General features: G+C 72.4%; 24 protein-coding genes. 10 read left to right on the top strand and 14 right to left on the bottom strand.

Going from position 1 to position 25,291, the window contains the following annotated elements; translation table 11 throughout:
- The 5 genes from cbiQ (at window position 1) to OG933_RS25400 (ending at window position 3,954) form a co-directional block, all read left to right on the top strand.
- The gene (gene cbiQ, locus OG933_RS25420) at window positions 1-762 is read left to right on the top strand and encodes a cobalt ECF transporter T component CbiQ (RefSeq protein ID WP_405629054.1); all 762 of its coding nucleotides are present in this window, start codon (window positions 1-3) and stop codon (window positions 760-762) included.
- Window positions 763-773: 11 nt separating this feature from the next.
- Window positions 774-1,538 (top strand): energy-coupling factor ABC transporter ATP-binding protein, encoded by a 765-nt coding sequence (locus tag OG933_RS25415; protein WP_405629053.1) that lies wholly within the window; start codon window positions 774-776, stop codon window positions 1,536-1,538.
- A gap of 11 nt (window positions 1,539-1,549) precedes the next feature.
- Window positions 1,550-2,017 carry a MarR family transcriptional regulator gene (locus OG933_RS25410; protein WP_362523672.1) on the top strand — a complete coding sequence of 156 codons (468 nt, stop codon included), beginning with the start codon at window positions 1,550-1,552 and terminating at the stop codon, window positions 2,015-2,017.
- A gap of 208 nt (window positions 2,018-2,225) precedes the next feature.
- On the top strand, window positions 2,226-2,690 hold the full coding sequence (locus OG933_RS25405) for an organic hydroperoxide resistance protein (protein ID WP_142264737.1): 465 nt from the start codon (window positions 2,226-2,228) through the stop codon (window positions 2,688-2,690).
- A gap of 76 nt (window positions 2,691-2,766) precedes the next feature.
- The gene (locus OG933_RS25400) at window positions 2,767-3,954 is read left to right on the top strand and encodes a serine hydrolase domain-containing protein (protein ID WP_362523668.1); all 1,188 of its coding nucleotides are present in this window, start codon (window positions 2,767-2,769) and stop codon (window positions 3,952-3,954) included.
- Between the two features lie 10 nt (window positions 3,955-3,964).
- Here OG933_RS25400 and OG933_RS25395 read toward each other — a convergent pair whose 3' ends face one another.
- The 7 genes from OG933_RS25395 to OG933_RS25365 form a co-directional block, all read right to left on the bottom strand.
- On the bottom strand, window positions 3,965-4,237 hold the full coding sequence (locus OG933_RS25395; RefSeq protein WP_020128401.1) for a dsRBD fold-containing protein: 273 nt from the start codon (window positions 4,235-4,237) through the stop codon (window positions 3,965-3,967).
- A gap of 74 nt (window positions 4,238-4,311) precedes the next feature.
- The gene (locus tag OG933_RS25390) at window positions 4,312-5,241 is read right to left on the bottom strand and encodes an arylamine N-acetyltransferase (RefSeq protein WP_405629052.1); all 930 of its coding nucleotides are present in this window, start codon (window positions 5,239-5,241) and stop codon (window positions 4,312-4,314) included.
- A 53-nt stretch (window positions 5,242-5,294) separates the two neighbouring features.
- Window positions 5,295-6,140 carry a DMT family transporter gene (locus OG933_RS25385; RefSeq protein ID WP_362523663.1) on the bottom strand — a complete coding sequence of 282 codons (846 nt, stop codon included), beginning with the start codon at window positions 6,138-6,140 and terminating at the stop codon, window positions 5,295-5,297.
- Window positions 6,137-6,628, bottom strand: a complete 492-nt coding sequence (locus OG933_RS25380; protein ID WP_405629049.1) for a YbaK/EbsC family protein — start codon at window positions 6,626-6,628, stop codon at window positions 6,137-6,139. Before OG933_RS25380 ends, OG933_RS25385 begins: the two co-directional genes overlap by 4 nt.
- A gap of 52 nt (window positions 6,629-6,680) precedes the next feature.
- Window positions 6,681-6,965 (bottom strand): hypothetical protein, encoded by a 285-nt coding sequence (locus tag OG933_RS25375; RefSeq protein WP_405629047.1) that lies wholly within the window; start codon window positions 6,963-6,965, stop codon window positions 6,681-6,683.
- A 26-nt stretch (window positions 6,966-6,991) separates the two neighbouring features.
- Window positions 6,992-9,289, bottom strand: coding sequence for an MMPL family transporter (locus tag OG933_RS25370; protein WP_405629045.1), 2,298 nt, complete (start codon window positions 9,287-9,289; stop codon window positions 6,992-6,994).
- A gap of 137 nt (window positions 9,290-9,426) precedes the next feature.
- A complete protein-coding gene (locus tag OG933_RS25365; RefSeq protein WP_020128396.1) occupies window positions 9,427-10,032 on the bottom strand; it encodes a TetR/AcrR family transcriptional regulator in 606 nt (201 codons plus the stop codon).
- A gap of 171 nt (window positions 10,033-10,203) precedes the next feature.
- Between OG933_RS25365 and OG933_RS25360 the strand changes: the two genes are divergently transcribed.
- The gene (locus OG933_RS25360) at window positions 10,204-13,599 is read left to right on the top strand and encodes a S41 family peptidase (RefSeq protein WP_362523655.1); all 3,396 of its coding nucleotides are present in this window, start codon (window positions 10,204-10,206) and stop codon (window positions 13,597-13,599) included.
- A gap of 184 nt (window positions 13,600-13,783) precedes the next feature.
- Here OG933_RS25360 and OG933_RS25355 read toward each other — a convergent pair whose 3' ends face one another.
- The 4 genes from OG933_RS25355 to OG933_RS25340 form a co-directional block, all read right to left on the bottom strand.
- Entirely contained in the window at window positions 13,784-14,062 is a 279-nt protein-coding gene (locus OG933_RS25355) for a hypothetical protein (RefSeq protein WP_362523653.1), read from the bottom strand.
- Window positions 14,063-14,154: 92 nt separating this feature from the next.
- Window positions 14,155-15,039, bottom strand: coding sequence for an SDR family oxidoreductase (locus OG933_RS25350; protein ID WP_405629044.1), 885 nt, complete (start codon window positions 15,037-15,039; stop codon window positions 14,155-14,157).
- Entirely contained in the window at window positions 15,036-15,911 is an 876-nt protein-coding gene (locus OG933_RS25345; RefSeq protein WP_362523649.1) for an alpha/beta hydrolase, read from the bottom strand. Before OG933_RS25345 ends, OG933_RS25350 begins: the two co-directional genes overlap by 4 nt.
- Window positions 15,908-17,425 carry a flavin-containing monooxygenase gene (locus OG933_RS25340; protein ID WP_405629042.1) on the bottom strand — a complete coding sequence of 506 codons (1,518 nt, stop codon included), beginning with the start codon at window positions 17,423-17,425 and terminating at the stop codon, window positions 15,908-15,910. The genes OG933_RS25345 and OG933_RS25340 overlap by 4 nt, the downstream gene beginning before the upstream one ends.
- A gap of 141 nt (window positions 17,426-17,566) precedes the next feature.
- Here OG933_RS25340 and OG933_RS25335 point away from each other — a divergent pair, with 141 nt between their 5' ends.
- Window positions 17,567-18,211: a MerR family transcriptional regulator gene (locus OG933_RS25335; protein ID WP_142264750.1), complete on the top strand. Its 645-nt coding sequence runs from the start codon at window positions 17,567-17,569 to the stop codon at window positions 18,209-18,211.
- Window positions 18,212-18,343: 132 nt separating this feature from the next.
- Here the strand turns inward: OG933_RS25335 and OG933_RS25330 are convergent, their stop codons facing one another.
- A complete protein-coding gene (locus OG933_RS25330; RefSeq protein WP_142264751.1) occupies window positions 18,344-19,147 on the bottom strand; it encodes an exodeoxyribonuclease III in 804 nt (267 codons plus the stop codon).
- A 139-nt stretch (window positions 19,148-19,286) separates the two neighbouring features.
- Here OG933_RS25330 and OG933_RS25325 point away from each other — a divergent pair, with 139 nt between their 5' ends.
- Window positions 19,287-19,769: a GNAT family N-acetyltransferase gene (locus OG933_RS25325; RefSeq protein WP_362523643.1), complete on the top strand. Its 483-nt coding sequence runs from the start codon at window positions 19,287-19,289 to the stop codon at window positions 19,767-19,769.
- Between the two features lie 57 nt (window positions 19,770-19,826).
- Here OG933_RS25325 and OG933_RS25320 read toward each other — a convergent pair whose 3' ends face one another.
- Window positions 19,827-20,438 carry a response regulator transcription factor gene (locus OG933_RS25320; RefSeq protein WP_028806619.1) on the bottom strand — a complete coding sequence of 204 codons (612 nt, stop codon included), beginning with the start codon at window positions 20,436-20,438 and terminating at the stop codon, window positions 19,827-19,829.
- Window positions 20,439-20,458: 20 nt separating this feature from the next.
- Window positions 20,459-21,841, bottom strand: a complete 1,383-nt coding sequence (locus OG933_RS25315) for a sensor histidine kinase (RefSeq protein ID WP_405629040.1) — start codon at window positions 21,839-21,841, stop codon at window positions 20,459-20,461.
- Between the two features lie 133 nt (window positions 21,842-21,974).
- On the opposite strand from OG933_RS25315, the gene OG933_RS25310 reads away from it, so the two are divergent.
- Window positions 21,975-22,751 (top strand): ABC transporter ATP-binding protein, encoded by a 777-nt coding sequence (locus OG933_RS25310; RefSeq protein WP_054244077.1) that lies wholly within the window; start codon window positions 21,975-21,977, stop codon window positions 22,749-22,751.
- Entirely contained in the window at window positions 22,745-25,258 is a 2,514-nt protein-coding gene (locus tag OG933_RS25305; RefSeq protein ID WP_405629039.1) for an ABC transporter permease, read from the top strand. Before OG933_RS25310 ends, OG933_RS25305 begins: the two co-directional genes overlap by 7 nt.
- Window positions 25,259-25,291 lie beyond the last annotated feature (33 nt).

Raw genomic sequence — 25,291 nt, 5'->3', positions numbered from 1 at the left:
ATGGGCGCGGGACACGCACACCGGCTCTACCGGCACGGGCACTCGCCCGTGCACGGCCTGCCGCCGCACACCAAGCTCGCCGCCGTCTTCGCCTTCGTGGTGGTCGTGGTGTCGACGCCGCGGGAGGCGATGTGGGCGTTCGGCCTGTACGCGGTCCTGCTGGCGTTCGTCGCGCGCCACGCGCGCGTGCCCGCCGGTTTCCTGCTCAAACGGCTGCTGATCGAGGTGCCGTTCGTCGCGTTCGCGGTACTGATGCCGTTCGTGGCGGAGGGCGAGCAGGTGGACGTCCTCGGCCTGTCGCTCAGCGTCAACGGCCTGTGGGGCGCCTGGAACGTCCTCGCGAAGGGCACCCTGGGCGTCGCCGCCTCCGTACTGCTGGCGTCCACCACCGAGCTGCGTGAACTGCTCCTCGGCCTCCAGCGCCTGCGACTGCCCCCGCTGCTCGTGCAGATCGCGTCTTTCATGATCCGCTACGGCGACGTCATCGCGGACGAGATGCGGCGCATGCGGATCGCCCGGGAGTCGCGCGGGTTCGAGGCGCGGGGCGTACGGCACTGGGGGGTGCTCGCGAAGTCGGCGGGCGCGCTGTTCATCCGCTCCTACGAGCGCGGCGAGCGCGTGCATCTGGCCATGATCAGCCGGGGGTACACCGGTTCGATGCCGGTGATCGACGAGGTGACCGCGTCACGGGGGCAGTGGTCGTACGCGCTGACCCTCCCGTTCGTCGCCCTCCTGGTCTGCGTGTTGGGATGGTCCCTGTGACTGACGCTGTGATGCCTTCCGTGACGCCCTCGCCCTCCCTGGAAGTGGCCGGTCTGGCCTTCGCCTATCCCGACGGCCACCAGGCTCTGTTCGGCGTGGACTTCTCCGTCGCGCGAGGCGAGCGGGTCGCGCTGCTCGGCCCCAACGGCGCCGGCAAGACGACCCTCGTGCTGCATCTCAACGGCATCCTGACCGGCGGCGCGGGCACCGTGACGGTGGCCGGACTGCCCGTCGGCAAGCAGCACATGGCCGAGATCCGCCGCAAGGTCGGCATCGTCTTCCAGGACCCGGACGACCAGCTGTTCATGCCGACGGTCCGTGAGGACGTGGCGTTCGGGCCGGCCGCCGCCGGTCTGAAGGGGGCCGCCCTGGAGGCACGGGTCGACCACGCCCTCGAACAGGTCGGCATGGCGGAGTTCAAGAACCGTCCGCCGCACCACCTGTCCTTCGGCCAGCGCCGCCGGGTGGCCGTCGCGACGGTGCTCGCGATGGAACCGGAGATCCTCGTCCTGGACGAGCCGTCCTCCAACCTCGACCCCGCCTCGCGCCGTGAACTGGCCGACATCCTGCGGTCGCTGGACGTCACCGCGCTCATGGTCACGCACGACCTGCCGTACGCCCTGGAGCTGTGCCCGCGCGCGCTGATCCTGAGCGAGGGCGTGATCGCCGCGGACGGCCGGACCGGCGATCTGCTCGCCGACGACGCCCTCATGCGCGCCCATCGCCTGGAGTTGCCCTTCGGGTTCGACCCGCGCTCCGCAACAATGGGCGCGTGAACAATGGGCGCGTGACGAACGAGGCACCCACCGCCGACGGCACCCTGCTCCTCGACGAGCAGCTGTGCTTCGCGCTGTACGCGGCCCAGCGGGCGGTGACGGCCGCCTACCGGCCGCTCCTGGACGAACTGGGGCTCACCTACCCCCAGTACCTCGTGCTGCTGGTCCTGTGGGAGCGCGGCGAGACGACCGTCAAGGAGCTGGCGTCGGCCCTGCGCCTCGACTACGGCACGATGTCGCCGCTGCTGAAGCGGCTGGAGGCGGCGGGGCTGGTGCGCCGGGAGCGCTCGGCGCGGGACGAGCGCTCGGTGCTCGTCGCGTGCACCGGGCGCGGTGAGGAGCTGAAGGGGCGCGCGGAGCGCGTGCCCGCCTCCCTGCTCGCGACGACGGGGCTCGGGACGGCGGAGGTCACGCGGTTGCGCGAGGAGCTGTGGGAGCTCGCGGAACGGGCACAGGGCGCGGCGGACCGCACCCGCTGAGTCCGACCCAGTCCGACCGAGTCCGACCGAGTCCGACCGAGTCCGACCCAACCCAAACCGAGTCCGGCGGAATCTCACGGCCGCCCGCGACGGAAGTTACCCCCGGTTACGACCCCCCTGGTAAACAAGCACCTACCTACCGGCCGGTACCTTGTGCACGATGTAATTGGGCAACGTTATTGGGCAAGTTCCCGGGGGAGGTCCCGCCGTGACCGAAGGCAGCGCCGTCGACACCGTCAACACCGTCGACACCCGTCCGACGAAGATCACATACGTCGCCGAGGCAACCGCGCACGGCGGCCGCGACGGGTACGTGACCAGCCAGGACGGCCAGATCGAGCTGAAGGTGGCGATGCCGCCGGAGCTGGGCGGCGACGGCAACGGCACCAACCCGGAGCAGCTCTTCGCGGCCGGTTACAGCTCCTGCTTCCACAACGCGCTGATCCTCGTCGGCAACCGCGCGGGCTTCGACCTCACCGGGTCCACGGTGGCGGCGAAGGTCGGGATCGGCCCCAACAAGACCAAGGGCTACGGGCTCGCCGTCGCGCTCAGCGTCTCGCTCCCCGTACTCGACCCGGAACTCGCCGGGAAGCTGGTCGACGCGGCGCACCAAGTGTGCCCGTACTCGAACGCCACCCGCGGCAACATCGATGTAACGATCATTCTCGGCTAGCGAAACGAAGGAATCGCAGGCTCGACGGGGGTGTTCCCCCGGGAGTTGAAGGCGATCTCCGAGAGGGCGTGCGGGCGTGAACGTGAGCGGTGCGGTGGCCGAGGGCTTCGAGCCGGTCCGGGAGGCGTTCGTACGGAACTTCGAGGTGCTCGGGGACCGGGGCGCGGCGGTGGCCGTCTACCGGGACGGGCACAAGGTCGTCGACCTGTGGGGCGGCACGCGAGACGTCGACGGCGCGGTCGGTGCGGCCGACGCGGCGCCCTGGGAACAGGGCACCGCGCAGATCGTGCGATCGGCGACCAAGGGCGTCGCCGCCGTCGCGCTCCTGCTGCTGCACCAGCGCGGGGAACTGGACCTGGACGCGCCCGTGGGGACGTACTGGCCGCAGTACAAGGCGGCGGGCAAGGAGCGGACGCTCGTCCGGCACCTGCTCGCGCACCGCGCGGGCGTCCCCGTGCTGGACCGGCCGCTGACCCCCGCCGAGGCCGCCGACCCCGACCTCGGCGCGGCCGCGGTGGCGGCGCAGGCACCGGCCTGGGAGCCCGGGACGGACCACGGGTACCACGCGCAGACGTACAGCTGGCTGACCGGCGAGCTGGTGCGGCGGATCACCGGGCGGACCATCGGCGAGTGGATCGCCGACGAGATCGCCGGCCCGGTGGGGGCCGACCTGTGGCTCGGGCTGCCGCGGGCGCAGCGCGCGCGAGTGGGGCGTGTGGGACAGGTGGACGCGCCCGCGCAGAGCGGGGCGCTGAAGACCCGGCCCAAGCCGGCCGTCACCGCCGCCTACGCCGATCCCGCCTCCCTCACCCGCCGCGCCTTCGCCGCGATCACCCCGCTGCCCGACGAGAACGACCCCGCCTACCGGGCGGCGGCGCTCCCCGCCTCGAACGGCATCGCCACCGCCGACGGCCTGGCCCGCTTCTACGCGTCGCTGATCGGCGAGGTGGCGGGCGGGGTGCGGCTGCTGCGGCCGGAGACGGTGGAACTGGCGCGCGGCGAGCAGTCCTCGGGCCCCGACCGGGTGCTCGTCGTGAACACCCGGTTCGGCCTCGGCCCCATGCTGCACGGCGCCGCCTCCCCGCTGCTGTCCCCCACCTCCTTCGGCCACCCGGGCCGCGGGGGCGCGCTCGGCCTCGCCGACCCCGAGTCCGGCGTCGCCTTCGGCTACGTCACCAACGGCTTCCGGACGAGCGTGACGGCGGACCCCCGCGCGCAGGCACTGCTGCGAGCGCTGCGGACGGCCCTGACCGCCGAGCGCTGACGCCCACACGTCACACGTTGATCGAGTGAGACCTGCGGCCCGAGTCGTCGTCGATCTCCACATGGGCCTTGGTCAGCAGCTGCATGGCGATCTCGTTGAGGGCGCGGGCGCCGGCGATCTCCTCGCCGACCCGCGGCTGGTTGACGTCCACGTTGTGCCGGGTGGCATGCCCCTGGGTTTTGATCTCGGTCCCGTCCGGCAGGCGTACCAGCGCCACCGCGCGCGTGTGCCGGCCGTCCTCCTCGAACTCCAGCTCGACATGCCATCCGACAGTGGTGTGCATAGTGGTCATGAGGTCACCTCCGGGAGTCCTCCTTCCAGGGTGCTCCCGAGAGCGGACGAACGCACCCAGTCGGCTCAGGGCAGCAGCCGCGTTCCGTCCGGTAGGGCGATGCCGAACTCCTCGTCGAGGACCCGGCGCGCCTCCGTCTCGTCGGTGAGCTCGCGTTGCTTGACGGTGCCGTCGGGGTGGGTCTCGGTGAGCAGCGGGCCGTTGAGGAGGAGATGGCGGTCGGGGGTGCTGCGCTGGACGTAGGCGCGGCTGCTGAACGGCGAGCGGGGGTTGGTGGCGATGTGCCAGTTGATCACCTCGAAGTCGGGCCGCTCGAACGGTTCGAGAGTGAACGCGTACTGCGCCTGCCAGACGCCCCCGCCGGACTCCTCCGTCTCCTCCGATTCCCCCGTCTCCCCCGACTCCCCCGATGTCCCGGGCGCCTCGGACACCCCGGGCGCCCCGGCCGTCGCCGCGTACGCCTGGAGCACCCACAGCTCCAGCGGGCCGCGGTGCGGGGCGTGGACGAGGCGATGGCGGCGGCCCGCGTCGTGGAACTCCACGTCCGCGGTGAGCGGGACGGCTTCGAGCAGCGCTCCGGGGGCGCCGAAACCGACGTCGGCGAGGTACGGCCGCGGGTCGCCCGGGACCTCGACGAGGAGCGCCATATGGGTGCGGGGCCGCTCCTCGAACCGCTGCGCGCCCACGACGACCCGCGCCGTCAGCAGGGTCACCCCGAAGCCCAGCGCCTCCAGGACGCCCGCGAGCAGCATGTTGTGCTCATAGCAGTAGCCGCCGCGCCGGCCGCCCCGCACCAGCTTGGCGATCAGGTCCGCGGGGACGAGCGAGGGAACCGTGCCGCGCAACGGGTCCAGGTTCTCGAAGGGGATGGCGCGGCTGTGGGCCAGATGCACACCCCGCAGGGTCGCCGCGTCGGCACGGCGTTCCCCCTCCCAGCCGATCCTCCTCAGGTAGGAGTCGAGATCGTCAGGACCGAACGCTGTTGTCTCGGGCATGACTTCACCCTAACCAGCCGCGCACCCGGACCGACGAAGTGCGGGCGAGCGGGTCAGCCCGTGTGCAGCATCAGGCCGATACCGACGACGAGCAGTCCGGCGGCGACGAGCCGGGGCGCGCCGAACCGCTCCTTGAAGAACAGCGCGCCGATGGCCGCTCCGACGATGATCGACGACTCCCGCAGCGCGGCGATCGGCGCCAGTTCGGCGCGGGTCTGCGCCCACAGGACGAGGGCGTACGCGAGGACGGACAGGGCGGAGCCGAGCAGGCCCAGGGCGGCGTAGGGGCGGAGCACGGCGAGGGTCTCCCCGCGCCAGCGGTGGACGGCGTACGCCGGGATGACGACCCCCTGCACGGCCATCAGCCAGGCGATGTACCCCAGGGAGGACCCGGAGGCCCGCACGCCCAGCCCGTCGACGACGGTGTACGTGGCGATGGTCAGCCCGGTCGCCAGGGCGGCGCCGATCGCCGCCCAGTCCGGCCGCCGGCCGCGCAGCCCCCACAGGGCGACGCCGGTCAGCCCCGCGCAGGACAGCGCGACACCGGCGGCCGCCCAGCCGTCCGGCACCTCGTGTGCGAAGACGGCGGCGAGGACGGTGACGACGAGCGGCGCTGAGCCGCGCGCGATGGGGTAGGCCTGCCCGAAGTCGCCGAGCCGGAACGACCGCATCAGCAGCACGTAGTAGGCGATGTGGACGAGAGCGGAGGACAGCAGGTACGGCCACGCGCGGGCCGCCGGGAACGCGGTGAAGGGCACGAGCGCGAGGCCGATGAGCATGCCGCCGCCGGCGATCAGCGTGAACCCGACGAGTTTGTCGGTGATCCGGTGGGCGATGGCATTCCAACTGGCGTGGGTGATCGCGGCGACCAGGACGGCCGCGGTGACCAGCGGGGTCACGCGGTGCGCTCGCGCACGTCCACGAGGGTCGCGCCGGCGTGCTCGACGAGCTCCCGGGGCGCGATGGGGAAGACGACGTGCGGGTTCCCGGCCGCGGCCCACACGACATCGTGCGCGAGGAGGTTCCGATCGGCCAGCACCCGCGTGCGCGTCCGGTGCCCGAAGGGCGGTACACCCCCGATCGCGTACCCGGTGGTCTCCCGTACGAGGTCGGCGGCGGCCCGGGTCACCTTCGCCACGCCGAGTTCCCTGCGCACCAGCTCCACGTCGACGCGCGAGGCGCCGTCCATCAGCACCAGCACGGGCACCCCGTCCGCGGCGAAGATCAGCGACTTGCAGATCTGGCTCAGTTCACACCCGATCGCGGCGGCGGCCTCGGCGGCGGTCCTGGTCGCCTCGGGGAACCGGCGGACCCGGGTGTGCAGCTGGTCGAGGCCCAGGTCGTGCAGTGCCTCGGCGAATCGGGGATGCGCGGCTGTCGTCGTCATGCACGGCACGCTAGCGGTCCGTGTACGGGGCACGCGAGCGGGTTGTCCCGCCTCACGGCACCGGGCCCGTGCGGAGCCGTCGTACGTCGCGCGCGAGCGCGTACGAAGCGCTGAGCAGGATCGCGGCCCCGGCCCCGATCCAGAGGGCCGGAGCCCCGTCGCGGTGCTCACGGACGGCCAGGAGAAGCAGCAATACGCTGACGAGAACGCCGAAGGACGAGATCAGAGCGCTGATGCGGTGAGTCACCCGGACATCATGGTCGGCGGCCCCGGCCGACCGGTGGCCGATCGCGAAGAAGAAGCCGGTGAGGGCGCCCCGTCCCCACGGAGCCCTCACCGGCGGTCTATCGGTGGACCGGTACGTCAGGCGCGGACCAGTTCCCGGTCCTCGTCGCCGTCACGGGACGAGGCGGCGTCGGCCTGGGTCTTCAGGCCCTCGCCCTCGACGTCCACGTTGGGCAGGGCGCGGTCCAGCCACTTCGGCAGCCACCAGGCCTTCTTGCCGAGCAGGGCCAGCACCGCCGGCACGATCGCCATGCGCACGATGAACGCGTCGAAGAAGACGGCGATCGCGAGGCCGAAGCCGATCATCTTGATCATCGACTCGGTGGAGCTGATGAAGCCGCCGAAGACGGCCATCATGATGATCGCGGCGGCGGCCACCACCTTGGCGCTGTGCCGGAAGCCGGTGACGATGGCCTGGCTGGGGCTCTCGCCGTGGACGTACGCCTCCCGCATCCGGGTCACGAGGAAGACCTCGTAGTCCATCGCGAGGCCGAAGACCACGCCCACCATGAAGATCGGCATCATCGACATGATCGGGCCGGTCTCCTCGACGCCGATCAGTCCGCCGAGCCAGCCCCACTGGAAGACCGCGACGACGGCGCCGAGCGCGGCGAGCACGCTGAGCAGGAAGCCGAGGGCCGCCTTCAGCGGGACCAGGATGGAGCGGAACACCACGATCAGCAGCAGGAAGGCCAGGCCGACGACCAGACCCAGGTACGGGATCAGCGCGTCGTTGAGCTTCTGCGAGAAGTCGATGTTCATCGCGGTGGTGCCGGTGACCAGCACCTGCGCGCCGGTGTCGGCCCTGACGTCGGTGCCCTGGTCACGGATGGCGTGCACCAGGTCCTCGGTCTGGGTCGAGGACGGCTTGGAGCCCGGGATCACGGTGATCGTGGCGGTGTCGCCGGCCTTGTTGAACATCGCCGGGGTGACCGTCGCGACGTCCTTGAGGTCCTTGATCCCGTCGGTCACCGTGGTGGCCGCGGCCTCGGGGTCGTCGCTGTTCTTGGCGTCGACCACGATCATCAGGGGCCCGTTGAAGCCGGGGCCGAAGCCCTCCGACAGCAGGTCGTAGGCCCGGCGCTGCGTCGTGGACGTCGGCTGCGAGCCGTCGTCGGGCAGGCCCAGCTCCAGCTGGGTGGCGGGGACGGCGATCGCGCCCAGCCCGACCACGCCGAGCAGCAGCACGGCGGCCGGACGGCGGATGACGAAGCTCGCCCAGCGGACACCCAGACCGGGCTTGGTCTGCTTGCCCTGCCGCCCCTTCTCACCGGTCCCGGCACCGGTCTTCTCGCCGGTCTTCTCGCCGGTCCTGTCACCGGTCCTGTCACCGGTCCTGTCACCGGTCGACCTGCGCTTCTCGCCCGTGGCCCTGACCCTCTTGCCGGCGTAGCCGAGCAGCGCGGGGATCATGGTCAGCGCGATGAGGACGGCCACCACGACCGTGCCCGCCGCCGCGAGGCCCATCTTGGTCAGCATCGGCACGTTGACGACCGCGAGGCCCGCCAGGGCGATCACGACCGTGAGACCGGCGAAGACCACCGCCGAGCCGGCGGTGCCGGTGGCGCGGCCGACCGCCTCCTCGCGGTCGCGGCCCTCGGCCAGCTCGCTCCGGTAGCGGGAGACGATGAACAGCGCGTAGTCGATGCCGACCGCGAGGCCGATCATCAACGCGAGGGTGGAGGTGGTGTCGCCGAGGTCGAGTGCCTTGGCGAGGGCGGTGATGGTGGAGACGCCGATGCCGACACCGATGATCGCCGTCAGCAGCGGCAGTCCGGCGGCGACCAGCGAGCCCAGGGTGATGACGAGGACGACGGCGGCGATCGCGAGACCGATGACCTCGCCGATCGCACCCGGCTCGGCGCCGGCCTGGAGGGCGTCACCTCCGACGTCGACGGTCAGTCCGGTCGCCCGGGCGTCGTCCCCGGCCTTCTCCAGGGCGTCCCTGGTCGAGTCCTTCAGTTCCATGCCGGGGGCGTCGTACTTCACCGACGTGTAGGCGACCGTGCCGTCCTTGCTCACGGCGCCGGTCGTGAACGGGTCGGTGACGGAGGCGACCTCGGAGCCGTCGCCGAGGGCGTCGACGGTCTTCTCGACGGTCGCCCTGTTGGCGGCGTCCGTCATCTTCTGGCCCTCGGGCGCCTTGAAGACGATGCGCCCGGTCCCGCCGTCGGCGCTGGCTCCGGGGAAGCGCTGTTCCAGCAGGTCGAAGGCCTTCTGGGCCTCGACACCCGGGATGGAGAAGGAGGTCGTGCCGGCGGCGGGCGCGGAGGCGGCGCCGACGCCGGCCAGGGTCAGCAGGGCCACCCATATCAGGGCGACGAAGTGGCGTCGCCTGAAGGCGAGACGGCCGAGTTTGTAAAGGAACGTGGCCACGGAGGCGTACTCCCGGTCAGGTCGTGGTGTGGGGCCACAGGCCCCAAGGGCAGGGTTGACCAACCCGGCGGGGAGAGCAGGGGTGATCGGCCCGACGACGTGAGCGGTGACGTCAGGTGGGCGGACCGTGGGGACGGTCAGGTGGTGGTGGAGACGCCGAGGGCAGGGAGGACCACGGCGTCGATGTACGAGAGGAGGAAGGCCTGCGTCGGGGGTTGTTCGTCGAGCATGGTGCGGGCGGCGAACGCGCCGATCATCATGTGCGGCACGTAGTCGAGCGCGGGGTTGTCCGCACGGACCTCGCCCCGGTCGATCGCCCGCTGGAGCACGTTGCGGAACTCCGCCATCTCCGGCTCGACGAGGTGTTCCTTGAACGCCCTCAGGAGGTCCGGGCTGCCATGGATCGCCATGGCCAGCCCTCGCATCAGCGCGGAGTTCTGCTCCATCTCGCAGTCGTCCGAACGCATCGTGAGGGCATGCAGGTCGCCCCTGAGCGATCCGGTGTCGACGCCGCCGGCGGAAGCGCCCGGCTTGTCGTGCCGCACCGCCTTCGCCACCAGCTCGGCCTTGCCGCCCCACTGGCGGTAGAGCGTCGCCTTGCTGGATCGGGTGCGGGTGGCGACGGCGTCCATGGTGAGGGCGTCGTAGCCGACCTCGCGGAGCAGGTCGAGCACGGCCCGGTACAGCTCGGCCTCGCGCTCGGGCGTGATGCGACTGCGACGCGTCGTTGCGATCTCAGTCATGTCACTCACCTTCCGGCTCCGTCGTCGCCGACTCGTCTCGTACACCATGAAGATACCCTGAGGAACAGCGAAACGAAACCGTTTCGTACGTGTGCTGGCTCACGAACGTGAAGGGCGCATAAAGCAAGCGCACAAGTTGCCCGGCCCCATTCGCCGGAAAAGCATGGGGAGGTGAGCTATCTGCGTCTGCCCCACCTCAGTGGTGACCTGCTGTGCTTCGTGGCCGAGGACGACCTCTGGCTGGCCCCCCTGGCCGACCCCGGCCGCGCCTGGCGGCTCACCGTCGACCGCACCAAGGCCGGACACCCCCGGTTCTCCCCCGACGGGACCCTGATCGCGTACACGAGCTGGCGCAGTCTCGTCCCGGAGATCCATCTGGTGCCCGTGGACGGCGGACCGGGACGGCGGCTGACGTACTGGGGCAGCTCCGACACCCAGGTCTGCGGCTGGACGCCCCCCGACCAGGACGGGAACACCGACATCCTCGCCGTCGCCTCGCACGGCGAGCCCTTCTCCTACTTCACCTGGGCCTACAAGGTCCCCACCGACGGCGCACCCGGCCGCAAGCTCCCCTGGGGCCCGGTCTCCGACCTGCAGACCGCCGACATCGCCGGCGAACGCAAAACCCTCCTGCTCACCGGCACCCCGCCGCACGAACCCGCCGCCTGGAAGCGCTACCGGGGCGGGGCGACGGGCCGCCTGTGGCTGCACGGGCAGCGGCTCCTGGCGGACCTCGACGGCCATCTGCACTCCCCCCTCTTCGTCGGCGGCCGGATCGCTTTCCTCTCCGACCACGAAGGCGTCGGCAACCTCTACTCCTGCGCCCACGACGGCTCCGACCTGCGTCGGCACACCGACCACGACGCCTTCTACGCCCGGCACGCCTCCAGCGACGGCACCCGGGTGGTGTACCAGTGCGCCGGCGACCTGTGGATCGTCGACGACCTCGCCGCCGACTCCGAGCCGCGCCGGATCGACGTACGGCTCAGCGGCCCGCGCGCGGGGCGGCGGCCCTACCAGATCCCGGCCGCCCAGCACGTGGACGGCATCTCCGTCGACGAGACGGGACGGGCGAGCGCCGTCGTCGTACGCGGCAGCCTGTACTGGCTGACACACCGCGACGGCCCCGCCCGGACGATCACCGACACCCCCGGGGTACGGGTGCGGCTGCCGGAGATGCTCGGCTCGGGCGGCCAGGTCGCCTATGTGACGGACGCGGAGGGCGAGGACGCCGTCGAGATCGCCCATCTGCCCCGGGCCACCGGCGACCGCGCGCCCCGCAGGCTGGCCTCCGGGCGGCTCGGCCGGGTGCTGGAGATGGTGTCCGACCCCGACGGCGAGCGGCTCGCCGTCGCCGCGCACGACGGACGGCTGCTCCTCATCACCGTGTCCGACGACCTCGCCCTGGCCGACGACGACATCGCCGGGTCCGACGACGCGGGCGGCACGGACCCGGACGCTACGGACCGGGACGCTACGGACCGGGACGGCTCGAAGGCGGACGGCACGGACGTGGACGGCACGGAAGCGGACGGCACGGAAGCGGACGGCGCGGTCACCGAGCTGATCTCGTCGGTCAACGGGCCCGTGCGGGACCTGGCCTTCTCCCCCGACGGGAGCTGGCTGACCTGGTCGCATCCGGGGATCGGCCGGTCGCTGCGGCAGATCAAGATGGCCCGCATCAAGGACCGGCTCATCGTGGACGTCACCAACGGCCGGTTCGAGGACGAGAACCCGGTCTTCACCAGGGACGGCCGCTACCTGGCCTTCCTCTCCTGGCGCGGCTTCGACCCGGTGTACGACGTGCACACCGGCGACCTGTCCTTCCCGCTCGGCTGCCGCCCCTACCTGGTGCCGCTGTCGTCGGCGACCCCCTCCCCCTTCGCCCTGACCCCGGAGGGCCGGCCCGCCGCCGGAGGCCTGGACCCGGTGGAGGACGACGAGGGCGGCGACGGAGCCGTGACCGTCGAGATCGAGGGCCTGGAGAGCCGCGTCACGCCCTTCCCGGTACCGGCGTCCAAGTACTCGGCGCTCTACCCGGTGGCGGGCGGCGGACTGGTGTGGCTGCGCTGGCCGATCTCCGGGGCGCTGGGCGAGACCTTCGCGAACCCGGACGACACCAGCGGGCGGCCGACCCTCGAGTACTTCAACATCAGCAAGGCGAAGAAGTCCGAACTCGTCGACCACCTCGACTGGTTCGCGCTCAGCGGGGACGGCTCCCGGCTGGTCGTGGTCGACGAGGGCGACCTGCGGGCGGTGCCGTCGGCCGAGTCCGGCGACCTGGACTCCACGGTCTGGATCGACCTGCGGCGCATCCTGCACGAGGTGGACCCGGGCGCCGAGTGGCGTCAGTCGTACGAGGAGGCCGGGCGGCTGATCCGCGCCTACTTCTGGGACCCGGGGATGTGCGGCATCGACTGGGACGCGGTCCTCGGCCAGTACCGGCCGCTGGTCGAACGGGTCGCGTCACCCGACGAGTTCGCGGACCTGCTGCGTGAGGTGCTGGGCGAACTGGGCACCTCCCACGCGTACGTCACCGCCGCCCGCCGCAACGAGGGCCCACCGCACTATCAACGCCTCCAGGGCCTGCTGGGCGCCAACTTCGTACACCGCGAAGCAGGTTGGACGGTCCGGCGGATCCTGCCCGGCGACTCCTCCGACTCCAAGGCGCGTTCCCCGCTGGCCGGGACCGGGATCCGCGACGGGGCGGTCCTCACGCACGTGGACGGACGACAGGTCGACCCGGTGACCGGCCCGTATCCGCTCCTCGCCGGCGCGGGCGGCACCACGGTGGAACTCACCTTCACCTCGGCCGAGGGCGGTTCGGGCCGTCCGCGCCGGGTGGCCGTGGTCCCGCTCATCGACGAACGCCCGCTGCGCTACCAGGACTGGGTGGCCAAACGGCGGGCCGTGGTACACGAGTTGAGCGGTGGCCGGTGCGGCTATCTGCACATCCCCGACATGGGCGGCTCGGGCTGGGCCCAGTTCAACCGCGACCTGCGGATGGAGGTGTCCAGGCCCGCACTGCTCGTGGACGTGCGCGGCAACGCGGGCGGGCACATCAGCGAGCTGGTGGTGGAGAAGCTGACCCGCACCATCCTCGGCTGGGACCTCACCCGCGACGCCCAGCCGGTGTCGTACGCCTCGAACGCGCCGCGAGGCCCGGTGGTGGCGCTGGCCGACGAGGCGACGTCCTCGGACGGCGACATGATCACGGCCGCCTTCAAGCTGCTGAAGCTGGGCCCGGTGGTCGGCCAGCGCACCTGGGGCGGCGTGGTCGGCATGACCGGCCGCCACCAGCTCGGCGACGGCACCGTCATCACCGTCCCGATGAACGCGGCCTGGTTCGACGCGTACGGCTGGTCCGTGGAGAACCGGGGTGTCACCCCCGACCTCGAGGTGCTGCGCACCCCGCTCGACTGGGCCGAAGGCCGCCACGCCCAACTCGACGACGCCGTACGGCTGGCCCTGGACCTTCTCACCAGCCGCCCCCCGGCGAGCCCGCCGACCTACGACGACGTCCCCGACCGCTCCCGGCCCAAGTTGCCGCCCCGCCAAGGACTTTAGGGGTCACGGGCTTCAGGGGGCACGAGCTCCAAGGGCACGGGCTCCAGGAGGCACGAGCTCCAGGAGGCACGGGCTCCAGGGGGCACGGGCTTCATGGGCCGTCGCAACGACGGCCTCCGCAAACGAGGCAGGGCGCCCTCCCGGAAGGAAGGGCGCCCCACGTCATCGCACAGACCGGGTTCGGCTAGAAGTCCTGGCCGATACGGTCGTCGTCGTCGCGCCGCATGCGCTCCGTGTCCTGGCCGGGACGCTGGCCGGAACGCTCACCGGGACGCTGGCCCGAACGCTCTCCGGGCCGCTCGCCGGGACGGTCGCCGGACCGCTCGCCCGGACGCTCACCGGGACGCTCGCCCGGGTGCTGCTTGCCGCGCTGCTGCGCCTGCTCCTTGGCCTGCCCGACCTTCTGCTTGGCCTGCTGCTTGAACTGCTCGGACTGGTCCTGGAACTTGTCCTTCATACCCATGTGGGTTCACTCCTGTGGGAGATGAGGGGGGTTGGGGCCCCTTGGTGGGGCCTCGACCAGATTCACACGGGCACTCACCGAGCGCATGTCGATCAACTACGCTGCGTAGCCCTCGCCTGTTCGTCGGCGGAGCCGCCCGCACCCACCAGCCCCGTCCGCATCCCCTGCAGCCGGGGCGCGAACCGCTTCATCTCGCGCTGGCCCACCGTCCCGATGAGCGCGGGCAGACAGCCGCGCACCCCCTGCATCCCCCGCAGCCACCACTGTCCGTACACGTGCGACGAGCGCCGTTCGATCCCGGCCACGATCCGGTCGACGGCCGGCCCCAGCGGATACGTCTTGTTCGACGGCCACGGCAGCCGCTGCCTCAACTCCCGCATCACCTCGTCCTGATCGGCACCCCGCACCATGTCGGTGTCGGTCCAGGACAGATAGCCGACGCCGACGCGGACACCCTGGTGGCCGACCTCGGCGCGCAGGCTGTGCGCGTACGCCTCCACGCCCGACTTGGACGCGCAGTACGCGGTCATCATCGGCGCCGGGGTGATCGCGGCGAGCGAGGCGATCTGGAGGAGGTAGCCGCGGCTCTCCCGCAGCAGCGGCAGGAAGGCGCGGGCCGTGACCGCCGAGCCGATCAGGTTGACCTCGATGACCCGTCGCCAGGCCTGCGGGTCGGAGTCGGCGAACGGACCGCCGTTGGCCACACCGGCGTTGGCGACCACGATGTCCACCTTGCCGAAGCGCTCCTTCACCTCCGCCGCGACCCGGGCCATCGCCTCGTGGTCGGTGACGTCGGCGTACCAGTGGTCGCTGTCGCTGTGCAGGCGCTCGGAGACCTGCTTGAGCGCGTCCGGCTCCAGGCCGACCAGCGCGACCTTCGCACCGCGCGCGGAGAGTTTGCGGGCCAGCAGCTCCCCGACGCCCCGCGCGGCCCCGGTCACGACGGCGACCTGTCCTTCCAGACCGACCCTGCTCATGCGCCCTCCTTCAACTGTGCGTATGTGGTGACGAGTTCCCGGATCCGGCCGGTGACCAGGTCGGGTGCCTCGACCGGCGTCATATGGCCGAGGCCGGGCAGTTCGGTGAGGCCGACGCAGTTCGGGAGCGCGGCGGCGATCCGGCGGGCGTGCACCGGCGGGGTGAGCCGGTCGCCGCTGCCGACGATCACCGCCGTGGGCACCCGCAACTCCCGTACGCCGTGGTCGAGGTCGAGCAGGTTCAGCACGTGCGACCAGGTGTGCCGCACCTTGCGCGGGCAGGCGTGCACGATGCGGGCACACGCGTCCACCATGTGCGGGGCGGAACCGGCGCCCATCGTGGCGTACTTGAGGATCCGCTTCGCGACCGGCGTGACCGGTCCGAGGGGCGCCCTCGACCCGAGGATGTGCCGGGTCAGCCAGGTCCGCAACGGGCCGGGCCGCAAGGGGAGGACGGTGGACTCGGCGACCAGGGCCGAGGCGCCGGTGCTGCACAGCAGGACGGCCGCCGCGTGTTCCTGGAAGGCCCCCCTGGCGGCCGCCGCCAGCACCGTCATGCCACCCATGGAGTGCCCGGCGATCACCGCCTTCTCGCCCGGCGCGAGCGTCGCGGCGAGGACCGCTTCCAGGTCGTCGGCGAGGGCGTCGGTGCTGCACGCCTGGCTCGGCAGGGTGCGTCCGTGGCCGCGCTGGTCGTAGGCGATGACCCGGTGATCGGCGGCGAGGTCCCGGATCTGGGCCGCCCAGAACGCGGTCGAGCAGGTCCAGCCGTGGGCGAGGACGACGGCGGGAGCGGTCTCGGGGCCATGGACCTCGACGTGCAGGAGCGTGCCGTCGGCGGAGACGGCGGTGAGCTCGCGGGCGGAGGTCATGCCGTCACCTCGTCGTTCTCGCTGTGCTCGGCGCGGGCCGGCGGCACCGCGGGTGCGCGCAGAACCTCGTACTCGGCGAGGTCGACGCGGCGGGTGGCCCGCCGGAACTCGGCCGTGGTGCCCGGCCAGATGGTGGTGTTGCGGCCGCTCGCGTCCAGGTACCAGCTGGTGCAGCCGCCCGTGTTCCACACCGTCCGCTTCATCCGGTCCTGCACCCGGCGGTTCCAGGCGTGCACGGCGCTCGGCCGCGCGTCCAGCGCCGCGCGCCCGCCGAGGACGTCGAGCTGGCGCAGATAGTCGGCCATGTAGTTCAGCTGGGACTCGATCATCAGGATCATGGAGGAGTTCCCGAGGCCGGTGTTGGGGCCGATGATCGTCATCCAGTTGGGGAAGCCGGCGGCGGAGGCACCGCGCAGCGCCTCCATGCCGTCCTTCCAGCTCTCCGCGAGCGTCCGCCCGTCGGTGCCCACCACCCGGTCGGCGATCGGCATGTCGGTGACGTGGAAGCCGGTGCCGAAGACGATCGCGTCGACCTCGGCCTCGCTGCCGTCGGCGGCGACCAGCGTGGAGCCGCGGATCTCGCTCAGCCCGCTCGCGACGACGTCCACGTTGGGCTGGGCGAGGGCCGGATAGTAGGTGCTGGACAGCAGGATCCGCTTGCAGCCGATGCGGTAGTCCGGGGTGAGCCTGGCACGCAGGGCCGGGTCCTTGATGGCGCGGGCCATGTTCTGCTTGGCGAGCTGCTCGACGAGTCCGAGCTGGTTCGGGTGCTTGGTGAACGCCTGGACCTGAAGTTCCCGGATGCCCCAGAGCAGTCCCCGGCGCAGCTGGGTGGTGAAGGGCACGGCGCGGTGCAGTGCGCGCTCCGCGCCGCTGATGGGCCGGTCCATGCGGGGCATCACCCAGGGCGGGGTGCGCTGGAAGAGCGTCAGCCGGGAGACGTCGGGCTGGACGGCGGGCACGATCTGGATGGCGGAGGCGCCGGTGCCGACCATGGCGACGCGCTGCCCGGTGAGGTCGTGGTCGTGGTCCCAGCGGGCCGAGTGGAAGACCTTGCCGGGGAAGGTGTCGAGGCCGGGGATCTCCGGGATCTTCGGGTCGGACAGCGGCCCGGTGGCCGACACGACGACATCGGCGAAGTACCGCCCGCCGCCGGTCTCGATGTCCCAGCGCAGCTCCTGCGCGTCCCACGTCATCCGCAGCACCTCGGAGTCCAGCCGCAGATGCGGACGGAGCCCGAAGACGTCCGCGACGTGCTCCAGATAGGCGCGGATGTGCTCCTGCCCGGAGAAGGTGCGCGGCCAGTCCGGGTTGGGCGCGAAGGAGAAGGAGTACAGGTGGGAGGGCACGTCACAGGCGCACCCCGGGTAGCTGTTGTCCCGCCAGGTCCCGCCGACGCTGCCCGCCCGCTCCAGGACGACGAAGTCGGTGATCCCCTCGCGGCGCAGCCGCACGGCCGCGCCCAGCCCACCGAAACCGGACCCGATCACCGCCACCCGTACGTGTTCGGTCATCCCGACACCTCCTAGCCGTGCGTGCGACTCTACGGACTCTGCCAGTGAACACTGGCGCAATGGGAGCGTAGAGCAGCTCCGTACCGATGGGTAGGGGCCGGGAGAGGGAAAGTTACCGGCGGTACAACATAGGCTTCACCCGTGACGGACAAGCGGGAGTACCGAACGGAGGAGCTGGCCGCGGAGGCCGGCATCACGGTGCGCACCCTGCGCTTCTACCGCGAGCGCAAACTCCTCGCGCCACCACGCCGCGAAGGCCGTATCGCCTGGTACGACGACCATCACCTGGCCCGCCTGCGCACGATCGCGGCGCTGCTGGAACGCGGCCACACCCTCACCGGCATCGCGGAGCTGGCGGACGCCCTCGACCACGGCCGCGGCGTGGCCGACCTCCTGGGCGTCGGCGGCCCCACCGAGGAGGAACCGGTCCGCCTGACCCCCGAGGAACTCGCCGCGCGTTTCGAGGGCCAGGTCACCACCGAGAACCTCGCCGCCGCCCTGGACCTCGGCTACCTGGGCACCGACGGCGACGAGATCGTCCACATCAGCCGCCGTCTGCTGGACGTCTCCTCCGCCCTGGTCCGCGAGGGCATCCCGCTCGCCGAGGTGCTGGCGGCCGGCGTCCGGGTCCGCGAACACGCCGACGCCCTCGCCACCCTCTTCACCGACCTGATCCTGCGCCACGCGACCGAGGACGACCTGCCCCGCCTGCGCCCACTGGCACGCAGCGTGGTCGAGGCGGAACTGTCCCTCGCCCTGGACCGACGACTGCACAAGTCGACCTAGAGATCCCGACCGCGGTCGCACTTGCGGTTGCGGTGGTGATGGCGGTGGTGATTGCCGTCATACCCAGGTCGTACGTGCCGTCGCCCCATAGGTCGTCCTGAAGGTCGTCCTGGAGGCCACCCTGGAGGTCGCCTAAAGGTCGTAGACCACCGTCACCGGAGCGTGGTCCGACCAGCGTTCGCCATGTGTGGCCGCCCGCTCCACGAATCCCTTGACGGCCTTGCCCGCGAGGGTGGGCGTCGATACGTGAAGGTCGATGCGCCATCCCGAGTCGTTGTCGAAGGCCCGGCCCCGGTACGACCACCACGTGTACGGCCCCGCCACGTCCGGGTGCAGCGACCGCACGACGTCGACGTAGCCGCCGTCCGTCGGGGCGAAGACCTGGGTCAGCCAGTCGCGCTCCTCCGGGAGGAAGCCGGAGTTCTTGGTGTTGGAGCGCCAGTTCTTCAGGTCGGCCTGCTGGTGGGCGATGTTCCAGTCGCCCACCACGAGGACCTCGCGGCCGTCGGCGGCGGCACGGGCACGCAGGTCCTTGAGATGGGCCAGGAACTCGCCCATGAAGCGGACCTTCTCGTCCTGCCGGTCGGTACCGACCTCACCGGAGGGCAGGTAGAGGGAGGCGATCGTCACACCGGGCAGGTCGGCCTCGACGTAACGGCCGCTGCCGTCGAACTCGGACGAGCCGAAGCCGATCCGGACGGCGTCCGGCTCACGGCGGCTGTACAGGGAGACACCGGCGCGGCCCTTCGCGGCGGCCGGCGCGTGGGTGACGAACCAGCCCTCGGGGGCCCGGACCGCCTCCGGCAACTGCCCCGGCTCGGCACGCACCTCCTGGAGGCACAGCACGTCGGCGGAGGTGTCGGCGAGCCACTCCACGAAGCCCTTCTTCGCGGCGGCACGCAGTCCATTCACGTTCACGGAGGTCACGGTCAGCACCCCGGCACGATACAGGCCCGGTCCCGCGCGGGCCTCCGACCTCCACCCTCCGCCCTCCGCCCTCCGGCGGATACCGGCACACTGGACCAGGTCCAGAATCGACTTTTCCAGGATTGTGCATACAACTACTGTGAGCAGCATGAATATACGTCCGGTCGCCTTCGACCACCCCGACGCCGTCAAGCTCAACGACGAGGTCCAGGCCGAGTACCACGAGCGCTACGGCGACGGCGGTGACGCCACGGTCCTGGAGCCGTCCGACTTCCAGCAGCCGCGCGGGGTCTACCTCATCGCGTACGACGAGCTGGACCGGCCGGTGGCCACGGGCGGCTGGCGCAGCCAGGACGACGACGGCGAGGGGCACGAGGACGGCGACGCCGAACTCAAGCGGATGTTCGTGATCCGGGAGATGCGGGGCAGAGGCCTGGCCCGGCGGATGCTCACCGCGCTGGAGGAGGACGCGCGGGCGGCCGGCCGCGTCCGGATGGTCCTGGAGACCGGCACCGAGCAGCCCGAGGCCATCGCCCTGTACACCTCCAGCGGATACGCGCCGTGCACGAAGTTCGGCTACTACCGCGAGTACGAGAACAGCCGGTGCTACGCCAAGCCGCTCGGCCTCTGAGCAACCTCGGCTCCTGAGCAACCTCGGCTCCAAAAACCGCTCGGCTCCGGGAGAACCTCAGCTTCTGAGGTAGGCGAGCACCGCCAGGACGCGGCGGTGGGTGTCGTCGGCCGGGGGCAGGTCCAGCTTGGTGAGGATGCCGCCGATGTGCTTGCCGACGGCCGCCTCCGACACCACCAGCTGACGGGCTATCGCACCGTTGGACCGCCCCTCCGCCACCAGCGCCAGCACCTCCCGCTCGCGTGGGGTGAGCCGGGCCAGCGGGTCGCGGCGCCGGCGCAGCAGTTGCCGTACGACCTCCGGATCGACGACCGTGCCGCCGGCCGCGACCTCGCGCAGCGCGTCGACGAACTCCTCCACCTGGCCGACCCGGTCCTTGAGCAGATAGCCGACGCCGGTGCCGTCGCCGGAGTCGAGGAGTTCGGCCGCGTACGCGCGCTGCACGTACTGGCTGAGGACGAGCACCGGCAGTCCTGGCCGCTCCGCGCGCAGCAGGACCGCCGCCCTCAGTCCCTCGTCCTGGAAGGCGGGCGGCATGCGGACGTCGGTCACGACGATGTCGGGCGCGTGGTCGGCGACCGCCTCCAGCAGCCCCGGCGCGTCGCCCACCGCCGCCACGACCTCGTGCCCGAAGCGGGTGAGCAGCGTCGTCAGGCCGTCGCGCAGCAGGACGCCGTCCTCGGCGAGGACTACGCGGAGGCCTCGCTGACCGCCCCCGTCCGCTCGCTCGGCTCGCTCGGCTCGTTCGGCGGGCTCGACTGGCTCGACTGGCTCGGCTGATTCTGCGGGCTCGGCTCGCAAGGGATCTCCACACGCAGCAGGGTCGGTCCGCCCGGCGGGCTGGTCAGGATCAGTCTTCCATCGAGCACCGACACCCGGTCCGCGAGACCGGTGAGGCCGGTGCCGCGGGCGCTGTCGGCGCCGCCACGGCCGTCGTCGGTCACCTCCAGGACGAGCAGCCGCCCGCCCCGGTGCTCCGCACGCACGCGTGCGCGCCGCGCACCGCTGTGCCGGGCCACGTTGGCCAGTGCCTCGCGGACCACGAAGTAGGCGGCGGCCTCCACGGCCTGCGGGAGCCGCGGCGCCGGCCGGGCGAACTCCACGTCCACCGGGACGGGCGAGCGGTCGGCCGCGTCGGCGACGGCCGCCTCCAGGCCGTAGTCGGCGAGCACCTGGGGGTGGATGCCGTGGATCAGCTCACGCAGTTCCGCGAGGGCCGCACCCGCCTCCTCATGGGCACGGGCGAGCTGCTCGGCGAGGGGGCCGCCGGGCGGGGCGTCGAGACGGGCCAGGCCAAGGTTCATGGTGAGCGCGACCAGCCGCTGCTGGGCGCCGTCGTGCAGATCGCGTTCGATCCGCCGGCGCTCTCCCTCGAACGCGTCGACCAACCGCGCGCGTGAGCGTGTCAGTTCGACGACCCTGGCCTGCGGATCGCCCCCGCGCGGGGCGACGAGCAGCCGGGTCAGCGCGGCCCTGGCCCCCGCCGCGGCCCCGAGGGCGTATCCGCCCACGGCCAGCAACAGCACGCCCAGCGCGGCGGCGCCGAACGCGGCCGGCCAGCCGGTCACCGTCCACACCTTGAGCACCTTCGTCTCACGGCCCTCGCCGACCGTCGCCAGCAGCAGCGGGGCCGCGACCGTCGCGAGAGGGACGAACAGGGCGACGGTCAGCAGCAGCGCCTCGGCCGGCCACAGGAGGCACGCGGCGAGGAGGGTGTGGCCGAGCTCACGCCAGGTGGCCCGTTCCCGGAGCCGGGTGGTGAGCCAGCTGCGCAGGCCCGGCGCGGCGGGCTCGACATGCGCGCCGGGCGCGTCGTCCGCGTCGACGAGGCGCAGCCGGCGCCGCTCCAGAGCGGCCACGGGCAGCCCGGCGAAGGCGACGGCCGCGAGCAGCGGCAGCCCGACGAGGACGACCGCGAGAACTCCGCCCACCGCCACCACCGCGACCAGCCCCACGAGGACGACGGCTCCGGTGACGGCCCCCGTCAGCAGGTAGGCGACGGCCCGCCAGGGCCACGGCGACAGCAGGTAACCCGGGCGGATCAAGGCCTGCCACACGTTTCGGGGTTGCATACGGATCACCGTAGAAGGGGCGCCGCGCCGGGACCATCTGCCTGACCGGAGGTTCGGGGGTATGCCTGGCCCTACCCCAGGTCTCGGTCCTGCCCGACAGACGGGACCGGGGCGCGCACGGTTTCGTGGGGCCATGACCACACACGCCGTCCAACTGACCTCCGTGAGCAGGCGATACGGCGCCTCGGGCACCGGGGTGACCGCGCTCGACGACGTCACCCTCGCCCTCCCCCGGGGCTCGTTCACCGCCGTCATGGGGCCGTCCGGCTCGGGCAAGTCGACACTGCTCCAGTGCGCCGCCGGGCTGGACCGGCCGACCTCGGGGTCGGTGCGGATCGGCGGCACCGAACTGACCGGGCTGAGCGAACGGCGGCTGACGCTGCTGCGCCGGGAGCGGATCGGCTTCGTCTTCCAGTCGTTCAACCTGCTGCCCACCCTCACCGCCGAGCAGAACGTCGCCCTCCCGCTGCGGCTGGCCGGCCGCCGCCCGTCCAGGGCACAGGTCCGCGACGCCCTGCGCCAGGTCGGACTCGCCGACCGCGCCGGTCACCGCCCGGACCGGCTCTCCGGCGGCCAGCAGCAACGCGTCGCCCTGGCCCGCGCGGTGATCACCCGCCCTGAGGTCCTGTTCGGCGACGAGCCGACCGGCGCGCTGGACTCCCGTACCGGCCGCGAGGTGCTGATCCTGCTGCGCTCCCTGGTCGACGAGGCCGGCCGGACGGTCGTCATGGTCACCCACGACCCGCTCGCCGCCTCCTACGCGGACCGGGTGGTCTTCCTGGTCGACGGCCGCGTCCACGGCGAACTCCGCGGCGCCGACGCGTCCGTGGAGGCGATCGCGACCCGGATGGCGGGGCTGGAGACCGCAGCCGACGGCGCCGCTCTCTCCCCGGCAGGTGCCGCGTGCTGAGCGTCGCGTGGCACACCCTGCGCGCCCGATGGGCCGCCTTCGCCGGCAGCTTCGTCGCCCTCGCGCTCGGCGTCGCCCTGCTCACCGTGATGGGACAGGCGCTGGCCGCGTCCCTGGACGCGCCGGTGCGCGCGCCGGAGCGCTTCGCGGCGGCGCCGGTGGTGGTCAGGGGCCAGGACACCCTGCGGGTGGCGACCTCCACCGGTGAGCGGACGAAGGAGCTGGCCCGACCGCGCCCGGTGCCCGCCGGGACCGTCGCCGCGCTCCGCGCGCTCGGCCCGGTCACCGAGGACCGCTCCTTCCCGGTCCGGGCGTACGGCGCCCCTGCCGCACCGGACGACCTGGTCGGCCACCCCTGGTCGACGGCCCGCTTCGCCCCCTACCGGCTGACCGCGGGCCGGGCCCCGGCAGCGGCCGACGAGGTGGTGACCAGCGGCGACTGGGCGACCGTGGGCACCCGGCTGCACACCGCGGACGGACCGTTGCGCGTGGTCGGAACAGTCGCGACGGTGAGCGAACCGGGACCCGGCACCGGACTCGAAGCCGGAACCGGCCCCGGAACCGGCCCCGGCTTCGAGCACGCCGTGTTCTACCCGGACGCCCAAGCCGCCCGCCTGGCCCCGGAGTCGACCCAGCTGGTCGTCGAGGCCGACGCGGCGGCCGTACGAGCGGCGGTCAAGGACGAGGACCAGAACGGGGACGGGGACGAGGGCGAGGGCGAGGACGTACGGATCCTCACCGGGGACGCCCGCCGGCTGGCCGACGCCGACCCGGGCCGCGACGCCGAAGCCCTGACGGCGCTGAACGCCCTGTTCGGCACGGCGGGTGGCGTGACCGCCTTCGTGTCCGTCTTCGTCGTGGCCTCCACCTTCGCCTTCGCGGTCGACCGGCGGCGCCGCGAGTTCGGCCTGCTGCGCACCGCCGGGGCGACACCGGGCCAGATCCGGCGGACGGTCCTGGCGGAGGCCCTGCTGATCGGCACGCTCGCCTCGGCGACGGGCTGCGTGCTGGGCACGTACGGCGCGCCGCACCTGGCCGAACTGGTGGTCGACGGCGGGCTCGCGCCGAAGTGGTACGCGATCGGCGGCCCTTCGGCCGGCGTCTGGCCGTACCACCTGGCCTTCTGGACGGGCCTGCTGGTCGCCCTGTGCGGTGCGCTCGCCGCGTCCTGGCGGGCCGGACGCACCGCCCCGGCCCAGGCGCTGCGCGAGGCCTCGGTGGACGGGCGCGCGCTGACCCTGGGACGACGCGCGTGCGGTACGGCTCTCGCGCTCACGGCGGGCGCGCTCCTGGCGTACACGCTGGCGACCGACCCGGGCGAGCTGCTCCACCGCAAGTCGTACATCAGCCGCCCCCTGTTGCTCATCACTGCCGTGGCGCTGCTCTCGCCCCTGACGGTGCGTCCGCTGGTGCCCCGGCTGCCGGGCGCGGTGGGCCTGTTGGCGCGGGCCGGGGCGGTCGCCGGGGTCCGCCGTACCGCCGCGGTGGCCGCGCCCGTCCTGGTGACCGTCGCGCTGGCGGGCTCCCTGCTGGGCGCGACGGCCACGATCGGCGCGGCGCGGGCCGCGGAGGTACGGCAGCAGACGGTCGCCGACTTCGTGGTGACCCCGCGGGACGGAACAACCCTGCGGGCGGAAGCACTCGAGAGGCTGCGGCAGGTGCCCGGCACGGTCGTGTCGGCCAGTTCCGCCACCACCGTGTTCACGCTGGAGGACGGCGTGGCGCTGGTGAAGTCCGAGGCCAGGGCGGCCGATCCGGCGCTGCTCGCCACCACCGTACGGCTGCCGGTGACCGCCGGGCGGCTCACCGACCTCGACGACGGGTCGATCGTCGTGACCGAGGAGTGGGCGCGACACCGGGTGGGACAACAGGTGCGGGTGTGGCTCGGAGACGGCACGCCGAGGACCCTCCGGATCGCCGCCGTACTGTCCATCGGCACCGGGGACAACGGCGCCTACGTCACCCCGGCCAACGCCGGCGGCGGGGGCGTGGACCGCGTGGACGTACGGGTACGGGCGGGCGCCGACCCGACGGCGGTGGGTGCCCGGCTGCGGACCGTCGACGGGGTGCGGGTGACGAGCAGGACGCAGTGGGTGCGAGCGGCTCTCCCGCAGACCAACCGGACGACCCGGCTCGGCATGCTGCTCGTCCTGGGCATCGCGCTTCTCTACACCGGCATCTCGGTGGCCAACACCCTGGCCCTGGCTGCCGCCGAACGCAGAGCCGACCTGACGGCCCTACGGCGGGCCGGCGCCACCAGTGGCCAGATACTGCGACTGGCCGCCACCGAGGCACTGATCGCCGTGGCGGTCGGCACACTGCTGGGCCTCCTGGTCACGGCCGTCAACCTGACCGGCCTGAGCGCCGCCCTGCACCTGCTGTCGGCCCCACCGACCATCGCCCTGCCCTGGCAGGCACTCACCTGGGCAACGGCAGCCTGCGCCCTGCTCGCAACAACCACGGCAGTGACATCGGCGACACCGGCTCTACGCCCGCCCCGGTCATGAACCACCGGACCTGCCACCAGACCTGAACCACCG

It is taken from the genome of Streptomyces sp. NBC_00016 (assembly GCF_045040885.1).
GTDB classification, from domain to species: domain Bacteria; phylum Actinomycetota; class Actinomycetes; order Streptomycetales; family Streptomycetaceae; genus Streptomyces; species Streptomyces coriariae.
Note: the sequence above shows the minus strand (reverse complement) of the source record. Positions and strands in the feature narration are given on the sequence as shown.